General features: G+C 61.4%; 18 protein-coding genes. 7 read left to right on the forward strand and 11 right to left on the reverse strand.

The window, feature by feature from the left end; genetic code table 11:
- Nucleotides 1-26 precede the first annotated feature (26 nt).
- The 4 genes from lon to tig form a co-directional block, all read right to left on the reverse strand.
- A complete protein-coding gene (lon, locus tag AC1PPK_RS18825) occupies nucleotides 27-2,444 on the reverse strand; it encodes an endopeptidase La (protein ID WP_481114548.1) in 2,418 nt (805 codons plus the stop codon).
- 86 nt (nucleotides 2,445-2,530) lie between these two features.
- Complete coding sequence (gene clpX / locus AC1PPK_RS18830; protein ID WP_481114549.1) at nucleotides 2,531-3,802, reverse strand: ATP-dependent Clp protease ATP-binding subunit ClpX; 1,272 nt, start codon at nucleotides 3,800-3,802, stop codon at nucleotides 2,531-2,533.
- A gap of 38 nt (nucleotides 3,803-3,840) precedes the next feature.
- Nucleotides 3,841-4,485 carry an ATP-dependent Clp endopeptidase proteolytic subunit ClpP gene (clpP, locus tag AC1PPK_RS18835; protein ID WP_481114550.1) on the reverse strand — a complete coding sequence of 215 codons (645 nt, stop codon included), beginning with the start codon at nucleotides 4,483-4,485 and terminating at the stop codon, nucleotides 3,841-3,843.
- Between the two features lie 21 nt (nucleotides 4,486-4,506).
- Nucleotides 4,507-5,808: a trigger factor gene (tig, locus tag AC1PPK_RS18840; protein ID WP_481114551.1), complete on the reverse strand. Its 1,302-nt coding sequence runs from the start codon at nucleotides 5,806-5,808 to the stop codon at nucleotides 4,507-4,509.
- Between the two features lie 387 nt (nucleotides 5,809-6,195).
- On the opposite strand from tig, the gene AC1PPK_RS18845 reads away from it, so the two are divergent.
- The 3 genes from AC1PPK_RS18845 to AC1PPK_RS18855 all read left to right on the forward strand — a co-directional run bounded on the left by AC1PPK_RS18845 (nucleotide 6,196) and on the right by AC1PPK_RS18855 (nucleotide 10,980).
- Entirely contained in the window at nucleotides 6,196-8,118 is a 1,923-nt protein-coding gene (locus AC1PPK_RS18845) for a PrkA family serine protein kinase (RefSeq protein WP_481114552.1), read from the forward strand.
- Nucleotides 8,119-8,182: 64 nt separating this feature from the next.
- Complete coding sequence (locus tag AC1PPK_RS18850; RefSeq protein ID WP_481114553.1) at nucleotides 8,183-9,451, forward strand: YeaH/YhbH family protein; 1,269 nt, start codon at nucleotides 8,183-8,185, stop codon at nucleotides 9,449-9,451.
- A complete protein-coding gene (locus AC1PPK_RS18855) occupies nucleotides 9,448-10,980 on the forward strand; it encodes a SpoVR family protein (RefSeq protein ID WP_481114554.1) in 1,533 nt (510 codons plus the stop codon). The genes AC1PPK_RS18850 and AC1PPK_RS18855 overlap by 4 nt, the downstream gene beginning before the upstream one ends.
- On the opposite strand, the gene AC1PPK_RS18860 is transcribed toward AC1PPK_RS18855, so the two are convergent.
- Nucleotides 10,977-12,191, reverse strand: coding sequence for a right-handed parallel beta-helix repeat-containing protein (locus AC1PPK_RS18860; RefSeq protein WP_481114555.1), 1,215 nt, complete (start codon nucleotides 12,189-12,191; stop codon nucleotides 10,977-10,979). The genes AC1PPK_RS18855 and AC1PPK_RS18860 overlap by 4 nt on opposite strands.
- Nucleotides 12,192-12,244: 53 nt before the next feature.
- On the opposite strand from AC1PPK_RS18860, the gene AC1PPK_RS18865 reads away from it, so the two are divergent.
- The 4 genes from AC1PPK_RS18865 to AC1PPK_RS18880 all read left to right on the forward strand — a co-directional run bounded on the left by AC1PPK_RS18865 (nucleotide 12,245) and on the right by AC1PPK_RS18880 (nucleotide 16,581).
- A complete protein-coding gene (locus tag AC1PPK_RS18865; protein WP_481114556.1) occupies nucleotides 12,245-13,249 on the forward strand; it encodes a DnaJ C-terminal domain-containing protein in 1,005 nt (334 codons plus the stop codon).
- A 27-nt stretch (nucleotides 13,250-13,276) separates the two neighbouring features.
- Nucleotides 13,277-14,539 (forward strand): peptidase U32 family protein, encoded by a 1,263-nt coding sequence (locus tag AC1PPK_RS18870; RefSeq protein ID WP_481114557.1) that lies wholly within the window; start codon nucleotides 13,277-13,279, stop codon nucleotides 14,537-14,539.
- 97 nt (nucleotides 14,540-14,636) lie between these two features.
- Nucleotides 14,637-14,855 (forward strand): 50S ribosomal protein L31, encoded by a 219-nt coding sequence (gene rpmE / locus AC1PPK_RS18875; RefSeq protein WP_481114558.1) that lies wholly within the window; start codon nucleotides 14,637-14,639, stop codon nucleotides 14,853-14,855.
- 88 nt (nucleotides 14,856-14,943) lie between these two features.
- Nucleotides 14,944-16,581: an ArnT family glycosyltransferase gene (locus AC1PPK_RS18880; RefSeq protein ID WP_481114559.1), complete on the forward strand. Its 1,638-nt coding sequence runs from the start codon at nucleotides 14,944-14,946 to the stop codon at nucleotides 16,579-16,581.
- Nucleotides 16,582-16,737: 156 nt separating this feature from the next.
- On the opposite strand, the gene ftsB is transcribed toward AC1PPK_RS18880, so the two are convergent.
- From ftsB to AC1PPK_RS18910, 6 genes are all read right to left on the reverse strand, one after another.
- Nucleotides 16,738-17,013 (reverse strand): cell division protein FtsB, encoded by a 276-nt coding sequence (ftsB, locus tag AC1PPK_RS18885; RefSeq protein ID WP_481114560.1) that lies wholly within the window; start codon nucleotides 17,011-17,013, stop codon nucleotides 16,738-16,740.
- Nucleotides 17,014-17,060: 47 nt separating this feature from the next.
- A complete protein-coding gene (gene eno, locus AC1PPK_RS18890; RefSeq protein WP_481114561.1) occupies nucleotides 17,061-18,350 on the reverse strand; it encodes a phosphopyruvate hydratase in 1,290 nt (429 codons plus the stop codon).
- Between the two features lie 102 nt (nucleotides 18,351-18,452).
- Complete coding sequence (kdsA, locus tag AC1PPK_RS18895; protein WP_481114562.1) at nucleotides 18,453-19,292, reverse strand: 3-deoxy-8-phosphooctulonate synthase; 840 nt, start codon at nucleotides 19,290-19,292, stop codon at nucleotides 18,453-18,455.
- An 11-nt stretch (nucleotides 19,293-19,303) separates the two neighbouring features.
- Complete coding sequence (locus tag AC1PPK_RS18900; protein WP_481114563.1) at nucleotides 19,304-20,938, reverse strand: CTP synthase; 1,635 nt, start codon at nucleotides 20,936-20,938, stop codon at nucleotides 19,304-19,306.
- Between the two features lie 145 nt (nucleotides 20,939-21,083).
- Entirely contained in the window at nucleotides 21,084-21,632 is a 549-nt protein-coding gene (locus AC1PPK_RS18905) for a hydrolase (protein WP_481114564.1), read from the reverse strand.
- 10 nt (nucleotides 21,633-21,642) lie between these two features.
- Nucleotides 21,643-23,622, reverse strand: coding sequence for an acetoacetate--CoA ligase (locus AC1PPK_RS18910; protein WP_481114565.1), 1,980 nt, complete (start codon nucleotides 23,620-23,622; stop codon nucleotides 21,643-21,645).
- Nucleotides 23,623-23,661 lie beyond the last annotated feature (39 nt).

The raw sequence follows: 23,661 nt of genomic DNA on the forward strand, positions 1-23,661 counted from the left end.
ACTGATGCAGGAAATGGACAAGCCAATCAGTGCTTCACCACCCCACCGTTGTCCGGGGTTTCCGCCGGAGCGGCAACTGCCACCTCGGCAGCCGGCACATCCGGCAGCGGCTCGGGCTTGCGCTCAAGTGCGTGCTCGAGCACTTGGTCGATCCACTTCACCGGGATGATTTCCAGCGCGTTCTTCACGTTGTCCGGAATGTCGGTGAGGTCCTTGACGTTCTCCTCGGGGATCAGCGCCGTACGGATACCACCGCGAACGGCAGCCAGCAGCTTTTCCTTCAGGCCGCCGATGGGCAGGACTTCGCCACGCAGCGTGATTTCGCCAGTCATCGCCACATCACAACGCACCGGAATGCCGGTCAGCACGGACACCAGACCGGTGCTGATGGCGATACCCGCCGACGGACCGTCCTTCGGAATCGCGCCTTCCGGCAGGTGGATGTGGATGTCGGACTTCTGATAGAAATCCTCCTGGATGCCCAGGGACTTGGAGCGCCGACGCACAACCGACAACGCCGCCTGGATAGACTCCTGCATGACCTCGCCGAGCTTGCCGGTGGTCATGATCTTGCCCTTGCCCGGCAGTGCCACCGCTTCGACGGTCAGCAGTTCGCCACCCACTTCGGTCCAGGCGAGACCGGTAACCTGGCCAACCTGGTTCTCCTTCTCGGCAACGCCGTAGGAGTACTTGCGCACGCCCAGGTACTTGTCGAGGGTCTTGGCATTGACGATCACCTTGGCCTTGCGCTTGCCGAGGACCAGCGCCTTTACGACCTTGCGGCAGACCTTGGACACTTCGCGCTCGAGACCGCGCACACCTGCCTCGCGGGTGTAGAAGCGGACGATGTCGCGGATCGCGTCTTCGGTGACCGACAGTTCCTCGCGCTTGATCCCGTTGTTCTTCATCTGCTTCGGAACAAGGTAGCGCTGGGCGATGTTCACCTTCTCGTCTTCGGTGTAGCCGGACAGACGGATCACCTCCATCCGGTCGAGCAGCGGCGCCGGGATGTTGAGGGTGTTGGCGGTGGCCACGAACATCACGTCCGACAGGTCGTACTCCACTTCGATGTAGTGGTCCACGAAGGTCGAGTTCTGTTCCGGATCGAGCACTTCCAGCAGCGCCGAGGACGGGTCGCCACGGAAATCCTGGCCCATCTTGTCCACTTCGTCGAGCAGGAACAGCGGGTTGCGCACCGCAACCTTGGACATGTTCTGCAGGATCTTGCCCGGCATGGAGCCGATATAGGTCCGGCGGTGGCCACGGATCTCGGCCTCGTCACGGACGCCGCCAAGGCTCATACGCACGAACTTGCGGTTGGTCGCACGGGCCACCGACTGGCCAAGGGAGGTCTTGCCGACGCCCGGGGGGCCGACGAGGCACAGGATCGGCGCCTTCAGCTTGTCGACACGTTGCTGCACGGCAAGATATTCCAGGATGCGTTCCTTGACCTTCTCAAGGCCGTAGTGCTCGGTATCGAGAACCTTCTCGGCCTCGGCCAGATCCTTGCTGATACGCGACTTCTTCTTCCACGGCAGGCCAACGAGGGTCTCGATGTAGTTGCGGACCACAGTCGCCTCGGCGGACATCGGCGACATCAGGCGCAGCTTCTTGAGTTCGGCCTGGGCCTTGGCGGTGGCTTCCTTGGTCATGCCGGAAGCCTTGATCTTCTTCTCCATCTCCTCGAGATCGGCGCCGTCCTCGCCCTCGCCGAGCTCCTTCTGGATGGCCTTGACCTGTTCGTTGAGGTAGTACTCGCGCTGGCTCTTCTCCATCTGGCGCTTGACGCGGCCACGGATGCGCTTTTCGACCTGGAGGATGTCCAGCTCGGTCTCGAGCTGGTTGAGGAGACGTTCGAGACGCTGACCGGCATCGAACATCTCGAGGATTTCCTGCTTCTGCTCGAGCTTCAGCGGCAGATGCGCGGCGATGGTGTCGGCGAGCCGACCCGGCTCCTCGATGCCCGACAGGGAGCTGAGGATTTCCGGCGGAATCTTCTTGTTGAGCTTAACGTACTGGTCGAACTGGCTGATGATCGCCCGGCGCATCGCCTCGACTTCATTGTTCGGCACATCGGCCAGCGGCATCGGCTGGGCCTTGGCAACAAACAGGGTGCGCAGGTCTTCGACGGATACCACGCGGGCACGCTGCACGCCTTCCACCAGCACCTTCACGGTACCGTCGGGCAGCTTGAGCATCTGCAGGATGTTGGCGATACAACCGAGATCGTAGAGGTCTTCCGCCGACGGCTCGTCCTTCGCAGCGGACTTCTGAGCCACCAGCAGGATGCTCTTGCCGGCCTCCATGGCGTTCTCGAGCGCCTTGATGGATTTTGGGCGCCCCACGAACAGCGGGATCACCATGTGGGGAAACACCACTACGTCGCGCAGCGGCAGCAGCGGGAGTTCGATCTGTTCTTCGGGGAGGTCAAGCGTGCTCGACATGATTATTCCTTTAAAGGCACTAAGGCCCCATATGGGGCCCTAGCGACATCAATTCAAGCAGTCCTGCGAAAAACTTCTGCTTGATGTCAGTTGGAGCCGGAGACCTTGGGTTGATCGGCGTACATCAGGATCGGTTTGGCGCTGCCATCGATCATGCCTTCGTCGATCACGACCTTGGAAACATTTTCCATGGAAGGCAGTTCGTACATCGTGTCCAGCAGCGTGGCTTCGAGAATCGAGCGCAGGCCGCGGGCACCCGTCTTACGCTTCAGCGCCTTGCGGGCAATCGCCTGCAGGGCAGCTGGACGCACTTCGAGTTCGACGCCTTCCATCGAAAAGAGTTTCTGATACTGCTTGATCAGCGCGTTCTTCGGTTCGATGAGGATCTGGATCAGCGCATCTTCGTCCAGCTCCTGCAGTGTCGCGACCACCGGCAGACGACCGATCAGTTCGGGGATGAGACCGAACTTGATCAGATCGCCGGGTTCCACTTCACGCAGGGACTCGGACAGATCCTTGTTCTCGCTGCTCTTCACTTCCGCGCCGAAACCGATGCCGACCTTCTCGGTACGGTTGCGGATCACCTTGTCGAGGCCGTCGAAGGCTCCGCCGCAGACGAACAGGATGTTGGTGGTATCCACCTGCACGAAATCCTGGTTCGGATGCTTGCGGCCGCCCTGCGGCGGAACCGACGCGATGGTGCCTTCGATGAGCTTCAGCAGGGCCTGCTGCACGCCTTCACCGGACACGTCGCGGGTGATCGACGGGTTGTCGGATTTGCGCGAGATCTTGTCGATCTCGTCGATGTAGACGATGCCCTGCTGGGCCTTGTCCACTTCGTAGTCGCATTTCTGAAGCAGCTTCTGGATGATGTTCTCGACGTCCTCACCGACATAACCGGCTTCGGTGAGAGTCGTCGCATCCGCCATCACGAAGGGCACATTGAGAAGGCGTGCCAGGGTCTGGGCGAGCAGGGTCTTGCCGGAGCCCGTCGGGCCGACCAGCAGGATGTTGCTCTTCGACAGCTCGACTTCGTCATGGGTCTTCGACAGGTGGCGCAGCCGCTTGTAGTGGTTGTACACCGCCACGGAGAGGATGCGCTTCGCCGAAGCCTGGCCGATCACATACTGGTCGAGGATCGCGCTGATCTCCTTCGGAGACGGCAACTCACCCTTGACACCCTTGGCACCCCCGGTGTCTGCAGTAATCTCATCGCGAATGATGTCGTTGCAGAGCTCGATGCACTCATCGCAGATGAACACGGACGGACCCGCGATCAGCTTGCGGACCTCGTGTTGGCTCTTGCCGCAGAACGAGCAATACAAGAGCTTTTCACCGCTTGTTTTCTTGTCCGCCATTACTGCCCTTTCTCTCTGTACTTGAAGCTAGAAGACCATCAAACCACGTCGTTGCGGCTGGTCAGGACTTTGTCCACCAGGCCGTAGCGGACGGCTTCTTCCGAAGACATGAAATTGTCCCGGTCGGTATCGCGTTCGATCTGCTCGACGGCCTGGCCGGTGTGCTTGGCCAGCATGTCGTTGAGCTTGGCACGCAGGGACAGGATTTCGCGGGCATGGATCTCGATGTCCGACGCCTGCCCCTGGAAACCGCCCAACGGCTGGTGAATCATGATCCGCGAGTTGGGCAGCGAGAAACGCTTGCCCTTCTCGCCAGCCGCCAGCAGGAAGGCACCCATGCTCGCAGCCTGCCCGATGCACAGCGTGCTGACATTGGGCTTGATGAACTGCATGGTGTCGTAGATCGCCATCCCTGCAGTGACCGAACCGCCGGGGGAATTGATGTAGAAGAAGATGTCCTTGTCCGGGTTTTCCGACTCAAGGAACAACAGCTGGGCAACGATCAGGTTGGCCGTTACATCATTGACCGGACCAACCAGAAACACCACCCGCTCCTTGAGAAGACGCGAGTAGATGTCGTACGAGCGCTCGCCGCGACCGCTCTGTTCGACAACCATCGGGATCAGGCCGAGGCCGACCGGGTCCCAGTCAGTACGAGAATTCGGGGGTGTAAAGGGATTCATTTGCCGTTGCCTTCCGCGGAATTAAGCCGCATTACCCATCAAGTCGTCAAAAGAAGTGGCGACATCGGTCGTCTTGGCATTGCTGACGACCCATTCGACCACATTGTCCTCGATCACCAGAGCCTCGGCCTGGGCCAGGCGCTGGGGCTGCGAGTAGTACCAGCTCACGACCTCAGTCGGGTCTTCGTAGCTTGCTGCAAAATCTTCGATCACGGCACGGATCTGCTCGGGCTTGGCGTGCAATTCCTTGCTCTTGACCAGCTCGGACATGATCAGGCCCAGCTTGACGCGACGCACGGCCTGCTCGGCGAACCAGGCGGGCTCGATCGGCAGATCCTTGGTCTTCATGCCGCGGGCTTCGAAATCCTTCTTGGCATTTTCAGCCAGTTGCTGGGACTCCTGCTCGACCAGCGCCTTCGGCACTTCGATCGGGTGGGTGTCGATCAGCACGTTCATCACACGCTCCTTGAGCTTGGCCTGCACGCGGCGCTTCACTTCGCGCTCGAGGTTGGCCTTCACTTCTTCGCGCATCTTGGTCACATCACCGTCGACGATGCCCAGGGTCTTGGCGAATTCGGCATCGACTTCGGGCAACTGGGGCTCTTCGACCTTCTTCAGCGCGACTTCGAACTGCACGGTCTGACCAGCCAGATGGGCAGCGTGGTAATCGGCCGGGAAGGTCATGTCGAAAGTTTTGCTCTCGCCGACGTTCAGACCCAGTACAGCGGTTTCGAAATCCTTGAGCATCTGGCCGCCGCCGATCACGAACGGGAAATCGGTCGCCTTACCGCCGTCGAACTCCACACCGTCCTTGCGGCCAGTGAAGTCCACCGTCACGCGGTCGCCGTCCTGGGCAACACGCTCGACGGGCACGAAAGTGGTGCGCTGCTTGCGCAGCACGTCCAGAGTCTTGTCCACTTCGGCGTCGCCGACCGCCAGTTGGGGACGTTCGACTTCCTGGCCGCTCACGTCACTGATCACGACTTCCGGGTAGACCTCGAAAACGGCGCTGAATTCCAGCACGTCGGTCGCGGTGGACTCCTTCGGCTCGATGCTCGGATAGCCGGCCACGCGCAGGCTCTGGGCGCGGATCTGTTCGCCAAGGGCCTTTTCGACGGCAGCGCCGATGGCCTCGGAGCGGGCCTGCGGGCCATAGGACTGGGCGACCAGACGGTACGGCACCTTGCCCGGACGGAAGCCCGGCATCTTGACGGTACGAGCCATCTGCTTCAGACGCGCCTCGACATCCTTGTCGATTTCGGACAGCGGGACGGACATGTCGATACGGCGCTCGAGCGCGCTCACGGTAACCTGGTTGCTCATGAAAAGATAATTCCCTGATCGTTCTTGACAAAAACGCTCCGCAAGCAGGACAGGCAACACTTAGCAAAACATGTGCCGCTTATCTCTTCCTGCCGGACAGAGTCGTCGGAAAAACCTTTAGTCTAACACAGGCCTTTGCTCCATCCGCAGCCCCCGCGCCAGTGCTTGGCTTTAGGGCGACAGATGTGAAAAACTGCCCCACGCAATGCGGAACTCCATTTATCTTTCTGCTATCACATGGAATGAAATGGCCGTGTCCGTCAGCCTCCACGGCAAGTGCGACTAGCTTCACGAGGTGCTCAAGTATCTGCGTCATCAACCGTATGTCCCGTACATACATGGCGACCCCGGCGCCCCGGTCCGGGTCCGTGCCCCAGGAGACCTTAGATGAGTATCTTTACCAGCTTCCAGGCCCGCTTCGAGTCCGCCAAGGAAGAGGAAATGTCGGTCCAGGAATACCTGGAACTGTGCAAATCCGAACCCGTGGCCTACGCGACGTCCGCCGAGCGCATGCTGCAGGCCATCGGCCAACCGGAGCTCGTCGACACCCGGCTCGATCCACGCCTGTCGCGCATCTTTTCCAACAAGATGATCAAGATCTATCCCGCCTTCCGTGACTTCTACGGAATGGAGGAATCGATAGAGAACATCGTGTCGTATTTCCGACATGCGGCGCAGGGACTGGAGGAAAAGAAACAGATCCTCTACCTCCTCGGCCCCGTCGGCGGTGGCAAGAGCTCCCTGGCCGAGAAGCTGAAGAGCCTGGTGGAAAAGATCCCGTTTTACGCAATCAAGGGTTCGCCGGTGCACGAATCGCCGCTGGGCCTGTTCAGCTCGGTCGAGGATGGGGCGATCCTGGAGGACGACTACGGGATTCCGCGCCGCTACCTCAACACCATCATGAGCCCGTGGGCGGTCAAGCGCCTGCACGAGTTCAACGGCGACATCACCAAGTTCCGCGTCGTCAAGCTGCGTCCCTCGGTGCTGCGCCAGATCGCGGTTGCCAAGACCGAACCGGGCGACGAGAACAACCAGGACATCTCGTCCCTCGTCGGCAAGATCGACATCCGCAAGCTTGAGCAGTACTCCCAGGACGATCCGGACGCCTACTCCTACTCCGGCGGCCTGTGCCTGGCCAACCGGGGCCTGCTCGAATTCGTCGAAATGTTCAAGGCGCCGATCAAGGTGCTGCACCCGCTGCTTACCGCGACCCAGGAAGGCAACTACAAGGGCACCGAAGGCTTCGGCGCAATCCCCTTCGATGGCATCGTGATGGCCCACTCCAACGAGTCCGAGTGGATGGCCTTCCGCAACAACCGCAACAACGAGGCCTTCCTCGACCGCATCTACACCGTGAAGGTGCCGTACTGCCTGCGGATTTCCGACGAGATCCGCATCTACGACAAGCTGCTGGCCCACAGCTCCCTGTCCAACGCCCCCTGCGCCCCGGACACCCTCAAGATGATGGCCCAGTTCGCGGTGCTGTCGCGGCTCAAGGAACCCGAGAACTCGAGCATCTTCTCCAAGATGCGTGTCTACGACGGCGAGAACCTGAAGGACACCGATCCCAAGGCCAAGAGCTACCAGGAATACCGCGACTACGCGGGCGTGGACGAAGGCATGAACGGCCTGTCCACCCGCTTCGCGTTCAAGGTGCTGTCCAAGGTCTTCAACTTCGACCACCGGGAAGTGGCGGCCAATCCGGTACACCTGATGTACGTGCTGGAACAGCAGATCGCCCAGGAACAGTACCCGCCGGAGAACGAAGCCCGCTACCTGGCCTTCATCAAGGAGTTCCTTGCCCCCCGCTACGCCGAGTTCATCGGCAAGGAGATCCAGACCGCCTACCTGGAGAGCTACAGCGAGTACGGCCAGAACATCTTCGACCGCTACGTCACCTACGCCGACTTCTGGATCCAGGATCAGGAATACCGGGACCAGAACACCGGCGAGATCCTCGACCGCAACGCGCTCAACGACGAGCTCGAGAAGATCGAGAAACCGGCAGGCATCAGCAACCCGAAGGACTTCCGCAACGAGGTAGTCAACTTCGTGCTGCGGGCGCGTGCCAAGAACAGCGGCAAGAACCCCAGTTGGACCAGCTACGAGAAGCTGCGCGCCGTCATCGAAAAGAAGATGTTCTCCAACACCGAGGACCTGCTGCCAGTCATCAGCTTCAATGCCAAGGCCAGCGGGGACGAACAGAAGAAGCACCAGAACTTCGTCAATCGCATGATCGAAAAGGGCTACACCGAGAAGCAGGTACGCTTGCTGTGCGAATGGTATTTGCGCGTCCGCAAGTCGTCTTGATCGTCCGCTCGTCGGCGCCCAACCGGGCGGCCGACGGTGAACGCCAACAATTCGGGAGGCTCGAATGGTTCGTATCATCGACCGCCGGTTCGACAGCAAAAACAAGAGTGCTGTAAACCGGCAGCGATTCATGCGCCGCTTCAAGAACCAGATCCGCGAAGCTGTGGCCGACGCAATATCCGGCCGCTCCATCAAGGATCTGGACAACGGCGAGAGTGTCACCATTCCGTCAAAGGACCTGTCTGAGCCACAATTCCATCATGGCCGCGGCGGCATCTGGGAAAACGTCTTCACCGGCAACGACCAGTTCTCATCGGGCGACCAGATCAACCGGCCGCAAGGTGGTGGCGGAGGCGGAACCGGCAAGGGCAAGGCCAGCAAGGACGGCGAAGGCGAGGATGATTTCGTCTTCAATCTGTCGCGCGAGGAATTTCTCGACGTCTTTTTCGACGACCTGGCCTTGCCCAACCTAGTCAAGACCCAGCTTGCCCGCATCCATGAGTACAAGAGCCAGCGCGCCGGCTTCACCAACGACGGCACGCCGGCCAACATCAACGTGGTCCGCTCCCTGCGCGGTGCCCTGGGTCGCCGGCTGGCCCTTGGCTCTCCCTATCGCGGCCAGTTGCGGGAGCTTCAACAGCAACTCGACGAACTGCTCGAGACACGCCCGGAGGATGATCTGGAAGTCCTCAAGCTGAAGGAGGAGATCGGTATCCTGCGCGCCAAGATCGAGGCCATCCCCTTCATCGACACCTTCGACCTGCGCTACAACAACCGGATCAAGGTGCCCAAGCCGACCACCCAGGCCGTGATGTTCTGCATCATGGACGTGTCCGGCTCGATGGACGAGGACAAGAAGGCCACGGCCAAGCGCTTCTTCATGCTGCTCTACCTGTTCCTGACGCGCACCTACGAGCACATCGAAGTGGTGTTCATCCGCCACCACACGATCGCCAAGGAAGTGAACGAGGAAGACTTCTTCCACTCCCGGGAGTCCGGCGGCACAGTCGTCTCCAGCGCGCTCGAGATGATGAAGGACATCCTGCACGCCCGTTACCTGAACGGAGCCTGGAATGTGTACGGCGCCCAGGCCTCGGACGGCGACAACTGGGAGAACGACTCGCCGCACTGTCGCGAACTGCTCGCCGACACCATCCTGCCCTTCGTCCAGTATTTCGCCTACATCGAGATCACCCCGGGTGAGCCGCAGAACCTGTGGCGGGAATACGAAAAACTGATCGGCACCCACGCCAACTTCGCCATGCAGCACATCGAGGGCCTGCCGGACATCTATCCGGTGTTCCGGGAACTTTTCAAGAAGAAACTCGTATGAGCGCGAAAAGACAAAAACGGAAACAGCCCCTGCCCGCCCCCGGCGAATGGACATTCGAACTGATCGAGGCCTACCACGCCGAGATCGACCGTGTGGCCAGGAACTATGGGCTGGACACCTATCCCACCCAGATCGAGCTGATCACTTCCGAGCAGATGATGGACGCCTACTCGTCGGTAGGCATGCCGGTCAATTACCACCACTGGTCCTTCGGCAAGAGCTTCCTGCAGACGGAGAAGAGCTACCGGCGCGGGCAGATGGGACTGGCCTACGAGATCGTCATCAACTCCAACCCCTGCATCGCGTATCTCATGGAAGAAAACACCATGACGATGCAGGCGCTGGTGATCGCCCACGCGGCCTACGGCCACAACAGCTTCTTCAAGGGCAACTACCTTTTCAAGCAGTGGACCAATGCCGACGCGATCATCGACTACCTGATCTTTGCCCGCAATTACCTCACCGAGTGTGAGGAGCGCTACGGCGAGGAGGAGGTCGAACTGCTGCTCGACTCCTGCCACGCGCTGATGAACGTCGGGGTCGACCGCTACAAGCGCCCCGAAAAGCTGTCCCTCAATAAGGAACTGACCCGCCAGCGGGAACGCGCCGAATACCTGCAGAGCCAGGTCAACGACCTGTGGCGGACGCTACCAACGGCCCACGTCAAAACCCAAGCCGTGGAGGAAAGGCGCTTTCCCTCGGAACCCCAGGAGAACCTGCTCTATTTCATAGAGAAGAACGCACCGCTCCTCGAACCCTGGCAGCGCGAAGTGGTGCGCATCGTCCGCAAGGTTGGACAATACTTCTTCCCGCAGCGCCAGACCCAGGTCATGAACGAAGGTTGGGCCACCTACTGGCATTACACCCTCATCAACACGCTGTACGACGAGGGCCTGCTCGCCGACAACTTCATGCTGGAGTTCCTGCACTCCCACACCAACGTCGTTTATCAACCCAGCTACAACGAACCCTGGTATCACGGCCTCAACCCTTACGCGCTGGGCTTTGCGATGTGGCAGGACATCCGCCGGATCTGCGAAAACCCCACCGACGAGGACCACTACTGGTTTCCGGACATCGCCGGCAGCGACTGGCGGGAGACCTTCGACTTCGCGATGCGCAACTTCAAGGACGAGAGCTTCATCGCCCAGTTCCTGTCGCCCAAGGTCATGCGTGATTTCCGCCTGTTCGCTATCCTGGACGACGACAAGGAGTCCAAGCTCAAAGTGTCCGCGATCCACGACGAGGAAGGTTATCGCCGGGTCCGGGAGATTCTGTCCGACAACTACAACCTGGGCAGCCGCGAACCCAACCTGCAGGTCTGGAATGTGGACCTGCGCGGCGACCGCTCACTGACGTTGCGCCACCAGGCCTATCAACGCCGCCCACTCAGTGGCGACGCGGACGAAGTACTGAAACACGTCGCCCGCCTATGGGGCTTCGCAGTGCGCATGGAAGTCGCCCGCGAAGACGGCTCGGTGGAAGTCCTGCACGAGTGCCGCCAGGAAAGGCGCAAGACCGACACCTAAGGCTGGAACGCCCCGGGCACGGCTGGCAAGCCATCCGGCAGTGCCCGGCGCTGGGCAGGATGCACGTACTCTCTACGGGGAACGAGAGGAACACCTTCCAAGCTACCGGGGTCCACCGGCCCAGGGCCGTCCTCCAGTTGGAAGCCGTACGTACCAGGAGCCAGAAAAGAATCGGTATCTGCCCTGGAGATCAGTCGATTCCCGAACTCGGCGGGGAAGATGGCATCGCGCCACGGCAACTGCCCCTCTTGAATACGGCTGCCCGCCTCTCTCAATTGATTTTCGACACACTTCAATCCATTGCAAGTACGGACCAACAAGTTGTTGAAGGTCCTCACCGCGACACGCTCGGGTGTCCACACCTTCAGGAACTCTCCCCCAGCCGGCAGTCCATCCACCAAGGTATTGCTGGAGAGAACGACGCTATTCCGCTCATACGGCAGACCTTCGGCTCCGAGGGCAATCATGCGTTTATTTTCGGTGGCCGCCGACTGCTGAATCAGGTTGCCGATCACTATCGCCACGCCACCATTGGGAAACTCCAGTTCATAGCTCGCTCGCCCTCCGTTCTCGTCGGTCAGCCGGTTGTATTCGATCAGACTGAAACGTGCCCGGCTCTTTAGCAGATGGCCGATCAATCCGTGATGAAAGTAGCTGCCACGGACCTCCAGCCGAGCGATACGCCCTGCGTAAAGCAAGTGACTCAAACGGGGCGTCGCCAGGACACCATGGGAAAACTCCGAGTCCTCGACGATCAGTACCAGGGAATCCCGGTTGGCCGTCAGAATGCCCATTTCGTTATCATCGAACAGGCAGTTACGCACCGTCAGCCGCCCCTGCTCGTGGCGGATACCCGAGCCGTTGAGGTCCGGCACCCGCGCGCCCCTGAAGACGATGTTCTCGATAAGCACATCGGTACCACGAACAACCCAGATACCCTTACCCTCGGCGCTCCGTCCAGCCGCTGCCAGAACCGGGCGACCACCGACACCGCGAATCGTCAGCCGCGCCTGGGGCCACACAGCTACCGCTGCGTCCCCACCGTAGTTCGCCGCAACGATTTCCACAATGTCGCCATCTCTGGCCACTCGCGCGGCCTCGGCGATACTGTGGATGGACTCATTGGGCCCTACCCGCAACGTTGCCGCCCACCCCACTCCACCGACAAGCCACAGCATCGCAGCCAGCACCAACCTCTGCATCACATTCATCGGCGCACTCCCGTCCCGACCCTCAATTGGCCTCCGCCGATTAGAATAGCGAAATGTCCGCCGTAAACTTTCACCAAATCCTCGGCGTTGCCCCTGACGCGACCGCTGCAGAGATCAAGCGCGCCTACAAACGCCTCGCCATGCGCTGGCATCCAGACCGCAATCCAGCGCCTGAAGCCCACGAGGAGTTCCGGCGCGTCCGGGAAGCATTCGAGCGCCTGACGCGCCCAGCGGAGCCCGAGATCGAAGCCGGAGCCGACCACGCTGACGACACGCCCGCTGATCCTGCGCCCGCCAAAGGCGAAGATCGCCGAATGGAAGTCGCCGTTGACCTGCTCGAAGCGGCCCGCGGGGGAACGATCTCGATCACCCTCGACGGCCGTGTCGACTGCGACGACTGTGACGGCAGCGGCCAACGCAACTACGGCCGCACCACCATGTGCTCCCATTGTCACGGCAGCGGCCGGGTGCGCGGCAAGACGGGGCTCAAGCCCTGCCCCTACTGCCACGGCAAGGGCTTTACCACCGATCACCGCTGCCCGAGTTGTGATGGACGGGGCTGGCACCCAGCCGAACGCCAGCTCGCGGTCAGCCTGCCCCCGGCAATGCTTCCAGGCGACGAACTACGCATTGCCGGACAAGGCGGAGCGGCTCCCGAAGGCGGCACGCCGGGCGACCTCTACCTGACAATTCGGGCACATCCCCACGCCCTGTTCCGCCTCGACCGGCACGACATCCACGTCACGGTGCCGGTCAGCATCTTCCGGCTCCTCGCTGGTGGCACCATCGAAGCGCCTGACCTCGACGGCCTACGGGAAGTCCTGCTGCCGGAGATGGCTGGCAAACAGCCGATCCGCGTTCCCCAGGCCGGCTTTCCCGGCCGGGGCCGCAGGCATGCCGGCGACCTCGTGATACACCTCGCCCCCCAATACCCTTGCTTCCTGAGCAAGGAACAAAAAGCCATGCTCGAAATGGCAGAACAGGTTCTTCAGCACCAACTCGAATCCCAGAGCCCTGCGCTCGCCCAGTGGAAAGAGATGCTGAAAAACCATCGCTGACTCATCGCCCCAACCCGAATACCTTTCATGCCTCAGAAACACCCGGAACTCCTCGCGCCGGCCGGCTCGCTGGCCATGCTCGACACCGCCTTCGCATTTGGCGCCGACGCCATTTACGCCGGTCAACCGCGCTACTCCCTGCGCGTGCGCAACAACGACTTCGGCGACCTGCCGGTCCTCGCCGACGGCATCCAGCGCGCCCGCACGCTCGGCAAGCGCTTCTACGTGGTTGCCAACATCTACCCCCACGGCGCCAAGATCAAGACCTTCATCAAGGACATCGCACCGGTCATCGCCCTCAAGCCCGACGCCCTGATCATGTCAGATCCCGGCCTGATCCTGATGGTCCGTGAAAACTTCCCAGACATGCCGATCCACCTGTCGGTTCAGGCCAACACCGTCAATGCCGCCGCCGTGCGCTTCTGGAAGATGGCTGGCATCTCCCGGGTGATCCTGTCCCGCGAACTATCCCTGGACGAGATCGCCAGCATCCGCCAGGACTGTCCCGACACCGAACTGGAGGTCTTCATTCACGGTGCACTGTGCATCGCCTACTCCGGACGCTGCCTGCTGTCGGGCTACTTCAACCATCGGGACCCCAACCAGGGCACCTGCACCAACTCCTGCCGCTGGGACTTCAAGACCCACGAAGCCAAGAGCTGCGGCGCCGGCGATGTCCATCTGCTGGAGGAGCCCCATAAGCGTCCCGGGGAGTACATGCCCATCGAAGAAGACGAACACGGCACCTACATCCTGAACTCCAAGGACTTGCGCGCCATCGAACACGTCCAGCGTCTCACCGAGATCGGCATCGACTCCTTCAAGATCGAGGGCCGCACGAAAAGCCCCTACTACGTTGCACGCACCTGCCAGGCCTATCGCCAGGCTATCGACGACGCCGTCGCCGGCCGCAGCCTCGACCCGGCCTTGCTCGGCCAGCTCGAGGGACTCGCCAACCGCGGCTACACTGACGGCTTCTACCAACGCCACACGCCCCACGAAACCCAGAACTACCTGCGCGGCCACTCGGAGTCGAACCGCAGCATTTACGTCGGCGACGTCATCGGCTACGACAGCGAGCGAGGTCTCGCCGAGGTCGCATCCAAGAACGCCTTCGCAGTCGGCGACCGCCTGGAGCTGATCCACCCGAATGGCAATCGGGAAGTCGGCGTCACCCGCCTCCTGACTGCCAATGGCACCGAGATCCAGCGCGTGCCGGGCAGCGACCACCGGGCTTGGCTACCGCTCCCACCGGACAGTGTCGGCGCTTTCGTCGCCCGCTTTCTGTAAGCCCTCGGCAATCTTGCACAAGACACTGAAATAGTTCAGAATGGTCGGCTTCCGGGTGGCCAAATTCACCACCCACGTACTACACAAAGGACCCGCGATGAAAGCCGATACCCATCCTAACTACACCGAAGTGCAAGTGACCTGCTCCTGCGGCCACGTCTTCATGACCCGTTCCACCATGGGCAAGCCCCAATACCACGTGGAAGTCTGCTCCGCCTGCCATCCGTTCTACACTGGCAAGCAGAAGATCGTTGACACCGCTGGCCGTGTCGAGCGCTTCCGTCAGAAGTACGGTTCCGTTCAGCGCCTGGGCTAATTACCGCGTTTCATAGGTAACTCCCGAAAAAAGGCAGCTGCGGCTGCCTTTTTTTATTGCCTGCAACAAAACCGATCTGCCCGCCCCCATGTCCGACGCCAGCTCACGCTTTTCCCTGCCAACCCCACTGCAAGGATGGTCGTTGCTTGCTCTCCTTGCCATTTACCTGCTGGTTGGCACGACGGGACACCTGCCCTGGCGAGGTGACGACCTCACGCACCTCGGCCCCATCCACGCCATCCTTAGCCGCGGCAACTGGCTCCTGCCGGAGATCGCCGGCGAGATCTACCGGGAAAATCCACCGCTGTACTACTGGCTTGGCGCAGGGCTCGCCAAACTGTTTGGCGGCATACTTCCAGTCCATGACGCTGCACGGCTCGCCAGCAGCGTATTCACGGCAACCACCTTGTACTGGACAGGCCTCGCCGCCCGCCGCATGTACGGCACCAACAGTTTCGCCCCCGCCATCCTGCTTGGACTCGGAGCCCTCGGACTCGTCGTGCATGCCCACGAGACCCAGCCCATCCTGGCCCAGCTCGCCGGCATGACCCTGTGCTACGCGGGCCTGGCTGAACAGACCGAGCGCCCCTGGCGTGCCGCACTCCAGACGGGCGCCGGCAGTGGCATCGCCTTCCTGGCAGGCGGCCTCTCCGGCCTGGTACTCACGACACCGCTGATCCTCCTCAGCCCCGCACTATGCCCTTCCCATCGATGCCGCAATGGCATTCTAGGCACGCTGCTGAGCCTCGGGATCACGGCAACACTCGCAGGCATCTGGCTGGGCGCCGTGGCAATCAACTACCCGGCTGAAATCCCCCTCTGGTGGCGTGACGAATATGCCAGTATCCGCCCCCATCTGGCCAACCTGACCGCTTTCAACAAACTGATCCAGCTACTCGGTTGGTTCTCCTGGCCCCTGTGGCCAATCGCCGGATGGGCTGTGTGGCGCAACCGCCAACAGTTGCGACTGGGCCGCCCTCAATTGACGCTGCCGATACTGGCAAGCATCCTGGCAATCCTGTTCACGGCACTGACCGGCAGCATTCGCCCGGCCAACATGCTGCCCATTTTGCCGCCACTCTGCTTGCTGGCCGCATTTGGCGTAGAGAGCCTCCGACGCGGAGCCGCCAATGCGTTCGACTGGTTTGGCGTCATGACCTTCAGCTTCTTCGGCCTGCTGGTATGGCTGGGATGGAGCGCCCTGCACTTTGGCTGGCCTCCGGGGCTGGCGCGTCAGGTGGCGCGGATTGCGCCCGACTTCCCCGAGGAGTCCATCATCGGCGGCGCTGCAGTTGGCTTCATTCTGAGCGCAGCCCTGCTTGCCTTGCCGATTGTGACCCGTCGCGGCCCGATGCGCGGTGCGACCAATTGGGCGCTAGGGCTGACACTGCTCTGGTGCCTGGCTGTGACCCTCTGGCAACCGTGGTTCGCTTACACCAAGAACTATCAGCCCGTGGCGAACGAACTCGCCAAGGCGCTTGATGGACGCAGCTACAACTGCATCAAGCGCGCCGGCATCGGGGACACTCAACGGGCAGCCCTGGACTACTTCTCGGGTATCCGGACGGTCTCTTACCGAAGCCAGGAACAGTGCGATCTCCTGCTCACCTACGCTACGGCAAACAGCTCGCCGAACATCGCCAAAGATGAGTGGAATCCCATCTGGCAACGCCGCCTAGGAGGTGGGCGCAAGACGGAGATATTCAAGCTCTACCAACGTAACTGAAGCCTGCGGCGTGACTCGCGCCGTGCGCGTCACGCCAATCCGGCAAACGACGAGACACTCACCTGGCGGCACAAAGACGGGGAGTTGGAATAGCACAGCCGCCATTACCCGCCGAGACGGCGCAAGCAACTCACCAGAGGGCTGGCCTTCCAGAAATTACTTCGAGGGAGGCGTCTGAACGAAGATCTCGTCCGACTTGGTCAAACCCAATTCAAAGCGGGCACGCTCTTCCACCGCCTCATAACCGGATTTCAGATCGCGCACTTCAGCCTCGAGGCCGGTATTGCGCTGCTCCAGCTTGCGATTGCCCTCCCGCTGGGCGGCAAGCTGTTGCTCGACCTCCCAGACACGCAGCCAGCCGCCCTTGCCAATCCACAAGGGATACTGCAGGACAACTACCAGAAGAACGAGAACAATGGCTGGCCAGCGCATGGGAGACAAGCCCGGCTGCGTTGCACAGCCGGGCAAGAGAAGGATGATTAACGGGAACGCAGGTTGTAGAACGCGGAGAGACCCGGGTAGAAGGCGGTCTCACCGAGATCTTCCTCGATGCGCAGCAGCTGGTTGTATTTGGAGATACGGTCGGAACGGGACAGGGAGCCGGTCTTGATCTGCATCGCGTTGAGGCCAACGGCGATATCGGCGATCGTGGAGTCCTCGGTCTCGCCGGAACGGTGGGAGATCACCGCGGTGTAGCCAGCACGCTTGGCCATCTCGACCGCAGCGAAGGTCTCGGTCAGCGTGCCGATCTGGTTGATCTTGATGAGGATCGAGTTGGCGATGCCCTTGTCGATGCCTTCCTTCAGGATGCGGGTGTTGGTGACGAAAAGGTCGTCGCCGACGATCTGAACGCGCTTGCCCAGACGATCGGTGAGGGTCTTCCAGCCGGCCCAGTCACCTTCGGCCATGCCGTCTTCAATGGAGATGATCGGGAACTTATCAGCCAGTGTGGCGAGGTAATCGGTGAAGCCTTCGGCGCTGAGGGACAGACCTTCACCCACGAGCTCGTACTTGCCGTTCTTGTAGAACTCGGACGCGGCACAGTCGAGGGCCAGGACGATGTCGCGGCCCGGCTCGTAGCCGGCGTTGGACGTGGCTTCGAGGATCAGGTTGAGGGCTTCTTCGGTACCGGAGACATTGGGGGCAAAACCGCCTTCATCACCAACGGTGGTCGGGTAGCCCTTCTTGTCGGTGATCTTCTTCAGGTGATGGAAGATCTCCGCGCCGGCACGCAGGGCTTCGCGGAAGCTCTTGGCACCAACCGGCATGATCATGCATTCCTGGATGTCCAGGGAGTTGTTGGCGTGAGCGCCGCCGTTGATGACGTTCATCATCGGCACCGGCAGAGACATGCCACCGGAGCCGCCGAAGTAGCGGTACAGGGGCAGGCCAGCCTCTTCTGCAGCGGCCTTGGCCACGGCCATGGAGACAGCCAGCAGTGCATTGGCGCCCAGACGGGACTTGTTGTCGGTGCCGTCGAGGTCGATCAGGGTCTTGTCGATGAAGGCCTGCTCTTCAGCATCAAGGCCGATGAGCGCTTCGGAGATTTCCGTGTTGACGTTTTCGACCGCCTGCAGCACGCCCTTGCCCAGATAGCGATCGGCATCTCCATCGCGCAGCTCGATCGCTTCGCGGGAACCGGTAGAGGCGCCAGACGGAACAGCCGCACGCCCCAGCACGCCGGACTCCAGCAGCACATCGGCTTCTACGGTGGGATTGCCGCGGGAGTCGAGAACTTCACGGGCAATGACATCAACAATGGCGCTCATTAACTTCCTCTCTTATTTACTTTGAATTACTGAATTGAAACCGGTGGCAATGATACCGTCCCGAGCCGGAAAACCGGAAATGACAAAGCAATAATTGCGCTATCAGGCGCGCAGCTCCTCGAAGCCCTGCCCCTTGACGAGCGCGTCGATGCCCTTCAGGGTCGCCAGCAGCGCCTTCATCTTGGGCAGCGGCCAGGCATTCGGGCCATCGGAAAACGCCTTGGCGGGGTCAGGATGGGTTTCCATGAAAAGGCCAGAGATACCAACCGCCACCGCAGCCCGCGCCAGCACCGGCACGAATTCGCGCTGCCCGCCGGAGACGGTGCCCTGCCCGCCGGGCAGTTGCACCGAATGGGTCGCATCGAACACCACCGGACAGCCCGTCTCGCGCATGATCGCCAGCGAGCGCATGTCGGACACCAGATTGTTGTAGCCGAAGGACGCACCACGCTCACAGACCATGATGGTGTCCGCCCCACCATTGGCCTCACGTGCCTTATCGACGACGTTCTTCATGTCGCCAGGCGCCAGGAACTGGCCCTTCTTGATGTTCACCGGCTTGCCGGACGCCGCCACGGCGTGGATAAAATCTGTCTGGCGGCACAGGAAGGCCGGCGTCTGCAACACATCGACGGCGGCGGCCACGTCGGCAACTTCATGTTCGGCATGCACATCGGTGAGCACAGGCACGCCGACCTTCTCGCGAACTTCGGCCAGGATCGCCAAGCCCTTTTCCATCCCCAGCCCCCGGTATGACTTGCCGGAGCTGCGGTTGGCCTTGTCGTAGCTGGACTTGTAGATGAATGGAATTGCCAGTTCGGCACAAACCTCCTTCAACTGGGCCGCCGTTTCCAGTGCCATCTCGCGGGACTCGATGACACAGGGGCCGGCGATCAGGAAGAAGGGTTTGTCGAGACCAACATCGAAGCCGCAGAGTTTCATGTGGCGTCCTTTCAGGCAGCGCTCTGATGAGCCAGCGCAGCCTTCACGAAGGCGGTGAACAGCGGGTGGCCGTTACGCGGGTTGGAGGTGAACTCCGGATGGAACTGACAACCGACGAACCACGGATGCACATCTGAAGGCAATTCGATCATCTCGCACAAATCGGTGCCCGGCGCACGGCCGGCAACGCGCAGGCCCTGCTCTTCAAGCTTGGCGAGCAGTGTGTTGTTGACCTCGTAGCGATGACGGTGACGCTCGGTGACATCGGCATTGCCGTAGATCTCGCGAGCCAGGGAGCCTTCGACAAGATTGCAGACCTGACCGCCCAGGCGCATGGTGCCGCCGAGATCGGAATCCTCGCCACGCTTCTCCACCTTGCCGGATGCGTCCAGCCATTCGGTGATCAGGCCGATGACCGGGTAATCGGTGTGCTTGTCGAACTCCGTACTGTGGGCGCCGTTCATGCCGGCCACGTCACGGGCAAACTCGACGACCGCCAGCTGCATGCCGAGACAGATGCCCAGGTAGGGAACCTTGTTCTCGCGGGCGTAGCGGATCGCGGCGATCTTGCCTTCGGTGCCACGCCGGCCGAAGCCGCCCGGCACGAGGATGGCGTCCATGCTCTTGAGCACGCCACAGCCGTCCTTTTCGATGTCCTCGGAGTCGATGTAATGGATGTTCACCTTGCTGAGGGTATGCATCCCCGCATGGTTGAGCGCCTCGATCAACGACTTGTAGGACTCGGTCAGGTCCACGTACTTGCCCACGAAGGCGACATCGATGCTGTGCTGCGGGTTCTTCAGCGCGTGGATCAGGCGCTCCCACACCGACAGGTCGGCCGCACGGGCCAGGATGCCCAGCTTGTGGCAGACGATCTCGTCGAGCATCTGGTCGTGCAGCATGCCCGGAATGCTGTAGATCGAATCAGCGTCGAGGCACTCGATGACCGCTTCCGGCATCACGTTGCAGAACAGCGCGATCTTGCGGCGCTCGTCGGCCGGCACCGGACGGTCGGCACGGCACAGCAGGATGTCGGGCTGAATGCCGATCTCACGCAGTTCCTTGACGGAGTGCTGGGTCGGCTTGGTCTTCAGCTCGCCGGCCGTCGGGATATAGGGGAGCAGCGTGAGATGGATGAAACAGGTGCCCTGGCGGCCCTCCTCGATGCCCATCTGACGGATGGCTTCGAGGAACGGCAGGGATTCAATGTCGCCGACGGTACCGCCCACTTCGACGATCGCCACGTCGGCACCCTCGGCGCCACGCTTGACGTAGGTCTTGATCTCGTCGGTGATATGGGGGATGACCTGTACGGTCTTGCCGAGATATTCGCCGCGCCGTTCCTTCTTGATTACCGCCTCGTAGATCTGGCCGGTGGTGAAGTTGTTGCGCTTGCTCATCTTGGCGCTGGTGAAGCGCTCGTAGTGGCCCAGATCCAGATCGGTTTCGGCGCCGTCTTCGGTCACGAAGACTTCACCGTGCTGGAAGGGGCTCATCGTGCCCGGGTCAACGTTGATGTAGGGGTCGAGCTTGAGGTGTGTAACCTTGATGCCCCGGGACTCGAGAATCGCCCCAAGAGAGGCGGCGGCGATGCCTTTGCCCAGAGAGGACACGACACCACCGGTAACAAAGACGTATTTGGTCATGACACGGGGGGACTACTGGAAAGGGGAATGATAGCCGATCAGGCCCCTTCTCTTCAATCGGTACCACCGCCCCGCGCCCGGAAACAGGGGGCATAAAGACGTCCGGCGCCCCCTGTTTCCGCCTTGATTTCGCCCCAATCGCTCCTCAATTATCCCGGATGAAATCCTGATTGATCTCCCGGAACTGGGCCGTCGCGCTTCGCTTCAGCCATTCGAAAGCCACCATTTCCCGGCTCACGATCTCCACCCCGTGGGCACGCATGCGCGCCAGCGCCAGTTCCTTGTCTGGCGGCTTGCGGGACCCCACTGCGTCGGCCACGACGAAGACCTCCTTGCCCTGCCAGCGCAGTTCGAGCACCGTCTGCTGGACACAGACATGGGCCTCGGTGCCGACGACGATCACCTGCCGTCGCGCCTCAACCTCCGTCCCGGCGAGACAGCCGTCCGAAACACACGAGAAATGGGTTTTGTCGACGAAATGCGCCCCGTCGAGCACGGCCTTCAAGGGCACTGCCGTAAACCCCAGGCCCGCCGGATATTGCTCCGAAACCACCACCGGCACCCGCAGGCGACGCGCCACACCGGCCAGCCAGATGCAATTGGCGAGGATGGCTTCGCCGTCGTGAATCGCCGGGAGCAGCCGCTCCTGCACATCTACAACCAACAGTACCGATTTGTCCGCGGTCATCAGCATCGCGTCCTCCTCAGGACTGCAGTTCCGGACGATTCCGGAACTGCTCAAGCGCAGCCGGATTGGCCAGGGCTTCGACATTCTTCACCGGGCGGTCATGCACAACCGCCCGCACGGCCAGTTCGACGATCTTGCCGCTCTTGGTGCGCGGAATGTCCTCGACCCGCACAATCCTGGCCGGCACGTGGCGCGGCGTCGTGTTGTCACGGATCGTGCGGCGGATGCGGTCGATCAGCCCATCATCCAGCTCCAGCCCTTCCCGCAGCTTGACGAAGAGCACCACCCGCACGTCGGTCGGATTCTCCAGCGGCCAGTCCTGGCCGATCACCAACGCCTCGACCACTTCGTCGAGCTTCTCGACCTGGCGATAGATCTCCGCCGTACCGATACGCACCCCACCCGGATTGAGGGTGGCATCGGAACGCCCGTAGATGACCAAGCCGTCATGGGCGGTGATCTCGGAATAGTCCCCGTGGCACCACACATTGTCGAAACGCTCGAAGTACGCCGCCTTGTACTTGGCGCCATCCTGGTCGTTCCAGAAGCCCACGGGCATCACCGGGAAAGGTCGGACGCACACCAGTTCGCCCTTCTCGCCACGCACCGGATGGCCGCCGTCGTCGAATACATCCACCGCCATGCCGAGCCCCTTGCACTGGATCTCACCGGGCCACACCGGCAACGCCGGATTCCCGAGAACGAAACAGGAAACGATGTCCGTTCCGCCCGAGATGGAGGACAGACACAGATCTGCCTTGATATCCCGGTACACGTACTCGAAGCCCTCCGGCACCAGAGGACTCCCCGTCGAGAACATTGCCCGCAGGCGGCCCAGGTCGTGGGTTTCCCGCGGCTTGAGGCCGGCCTTGGCAATCCCGTCGATGAACTTCGCCGAGGTGCCGAAATGGGTCATCCCTTCGGCCTGGGCATAGTCGAAGAGAATTGCGCCATTGCCGATCATCGGCGAACCGTCGTACAGCAGTAGGGTTGCGCCAGACGCCAGCCCCGACACCAGCCAGTTCCACATCATCCAGCCACAGGTGGTGAAGTAAAACAGCCTATCGCCGGGCTTCACGTCACCGTGCAGGCGATGCTCCTTGATGTGCTGCAGCAAGACCCCGCCCGCGCAATGGACGATGCACTTGGGAACACCGGTCGTACCCGAGGAATACATGACGAACAACGGGTGCGCAAAGGGCAGGCGTGCAAACGCGATCTCGGTCACCGCCTGAAATGGCTTCACGAAATCCGGCAACAGCCGGGCGTGATGAACATGAGAGATGTCGTGTCTGGCGTGCACGTAAGGCACCACCACCACCCGCCTCACCGACGGTAGGCCTTCGGTGATCGCCGCCAGGCGATCCAGGCAATCCACCACTTTCCCGTTGTAGTAGTAGCCATCAACGGCAATCAACACCTTGGGCTCGATCTGGCCAAAGCGGTCCAACACCCCCTGCACGCCAAAATCCGGCGATGCCGACGAGAAGATCGCGCCGATGCTCGCCGCAGCCAGCATGGCCACCAGGGTTTCCGGCAGATTCGGCATCCATGCCGCGACACGATCCCCTTCAACTACCCCCATTTCCCGCAGCGCCGCGGCAAAACGGGCCACCTGGCGATACAGGTCGGCATGGGTCAGGCGGTTCTTGACCTTGTCTTCGCCCCAGAACACCAGCGCATCGCTCTCATCACGACTGCGCAGCAGGTTCTCGGCGAAGTTGAGGCGCGCCTCAGGAAACCAGCGCGCACCGGGCATCCGCCCCCCCTCTTCCAGCACCACCGTGCTCTTCTCACCGCGCAACTCGCCAAGCTCCCAGACGGAAGTCCAGAATTCTTCGGGCTCGTCGATCGACCAGGCGTGCAAAGCGGCGTAATCGGGGAGTTTTCGTCCCCAGCGCTGCTCGGCGGATTTTGCAAAGACGGTAATGTTGGCAGCGGCGACCCGCGCGGCATCCGGCGCCCACAGCGGGCGATCAGCCGACGTATAGCTCATGATGTCTCTCCTCGTTTTTCTTATGCAGGCCAGATCTGC

It is taken from the genome of Zoogloea sp. JDB1, assembly GCF_056724025.1.

Excerpts from the sequence above, each read along its gene's own strand:
- lon (WP_481114548.1), bottom strand. The coding sequence starts at position 2,444 with ATGTCGAGCACGCTTGACCTCCCCGAAGAACAGATCGAACTCCCGCTG.
- clpX (WP_481114549.1), bottom strand. The coding sequence starts at position 3,802 with ATGGCGGACAAGAAAACAAGCGGTGAAAAGCTCTTGTATTGCTCGTTC.
- clpP (WP_481114550.1), bottom strand. The coding sequence starts at position 4,485 with ATGAATCCCTTTACACCCCCGAATTCTCGTACTGACTGGGACCCGGTC.
- tig (WP_481114551.1), bottom strand. The coding sequence starts at position 5,808 with ATGAGCAACCAGGTTACCGTGAGCGCGCTCGAGCGCCGTATCGACATG.
- AC1PPK_RS18845 (WP_481114552.1), top strand. The coding sequence starts at position 6,196 with ATGAGTATCTTTACCAGCTTCCAGGCCCGCTTCGAGTCCGCCAAGGAA.
- AC1PPK_RS18850 (WP_481114553.1), top strand. The coding sequence starts at position 8,183 with ATGGTTCGTATCATCGACCGCCGGTTCGACAGCAAAAACAAGAGTGCT.
- AC1PPK_RS18855 (WP_481114554.1), top strand. The coding sequence starts at position 9,448 with ATGAGCGCGAAAAGACAAAAACGGAAACAGCCCCTGCCCGCCCCCGGC.
- AC1PPK_RS18860 (WP_481114555.1), bottom strand. The coding sequence starts at position 12,191 with ATGAATGTGATGCAGAGGTTGGTGCTGGCTGCGATGCTGTGGCTTGTC.
- AC1PPK_RS18865 (WP_481114556.1), top strand. The coding sequence starts at position 12,245 with ATGTCCGCCGTAAACTTTCACCAAATCCTCGGCGTTGCCCCTGACGCG.
- AC1PPK_RS18870 (WP_481114557.1), top strand. The coding sequence starts at position 13,277 with ATGCCTCAGAAACACCCGGAACTCCTCGCGCCGGCCGGCTCGCTGGCC.
- rpmE (WP_481114558.1), top strand. The coding sequence starts at position 14,637 with ATGAAAGCCGATACCCATCCTAACTACACCGAAGTGCAAGTGACCTGC.
- AC1PPK_RS18880 (WP_481114559.1), top strand. The coding sequence starts at position 14,944 with ATGTCCGACGCCAGCTCACGCTTTTCCCTGCCAACCCCACTGCAAGGA.
- ftsB (WP_481114560.1), bottom strand. The coding sequence starts at position 17,013 with ATGCGCTGGCCAGCCATTGTTCTCGTTCTTCTGGTAGTTGTCCTGCAG.
- eno (WP_481114561.1), bottom strand. The coding sequence starts at position 18,350 with ATGAGCGCCATTGTTGATGTCATTGCCCGTGAAGTTCTCGACTCCCGC.
- kdsA (WP_481114562.1), bottom strand. The coding sequence starts at position 19,292 with ATGAAACTCTGCGGCTTCGATGTTGGTCTCGACAAACCCTTCTTCCTG.
- AC1PPK_RS18900 (WP_481114563.1), bottom strand. The coding sequence starts at position 20,938 with ATGACCAAATACGTCTTTGTTACCGGTGGTGTCGTGTCCTCTCTGGGC.
- AC1PPK_RS18905 (WP_481114564.1), bottom strand. The coding sequence starts at position 21,632 with ATGCTGATGACCGCGGACAAATCGGTACTGTTGGTTGTAGATGTGCAG.
- AC1PPK_RS18910 (WP_481114565.1), bottom strand. The coding sequence starts at position 23,622 with ATGAGCTATACGTCGGCTGATCGCCCGCTGTGGGCGCCGGATGCCGCG.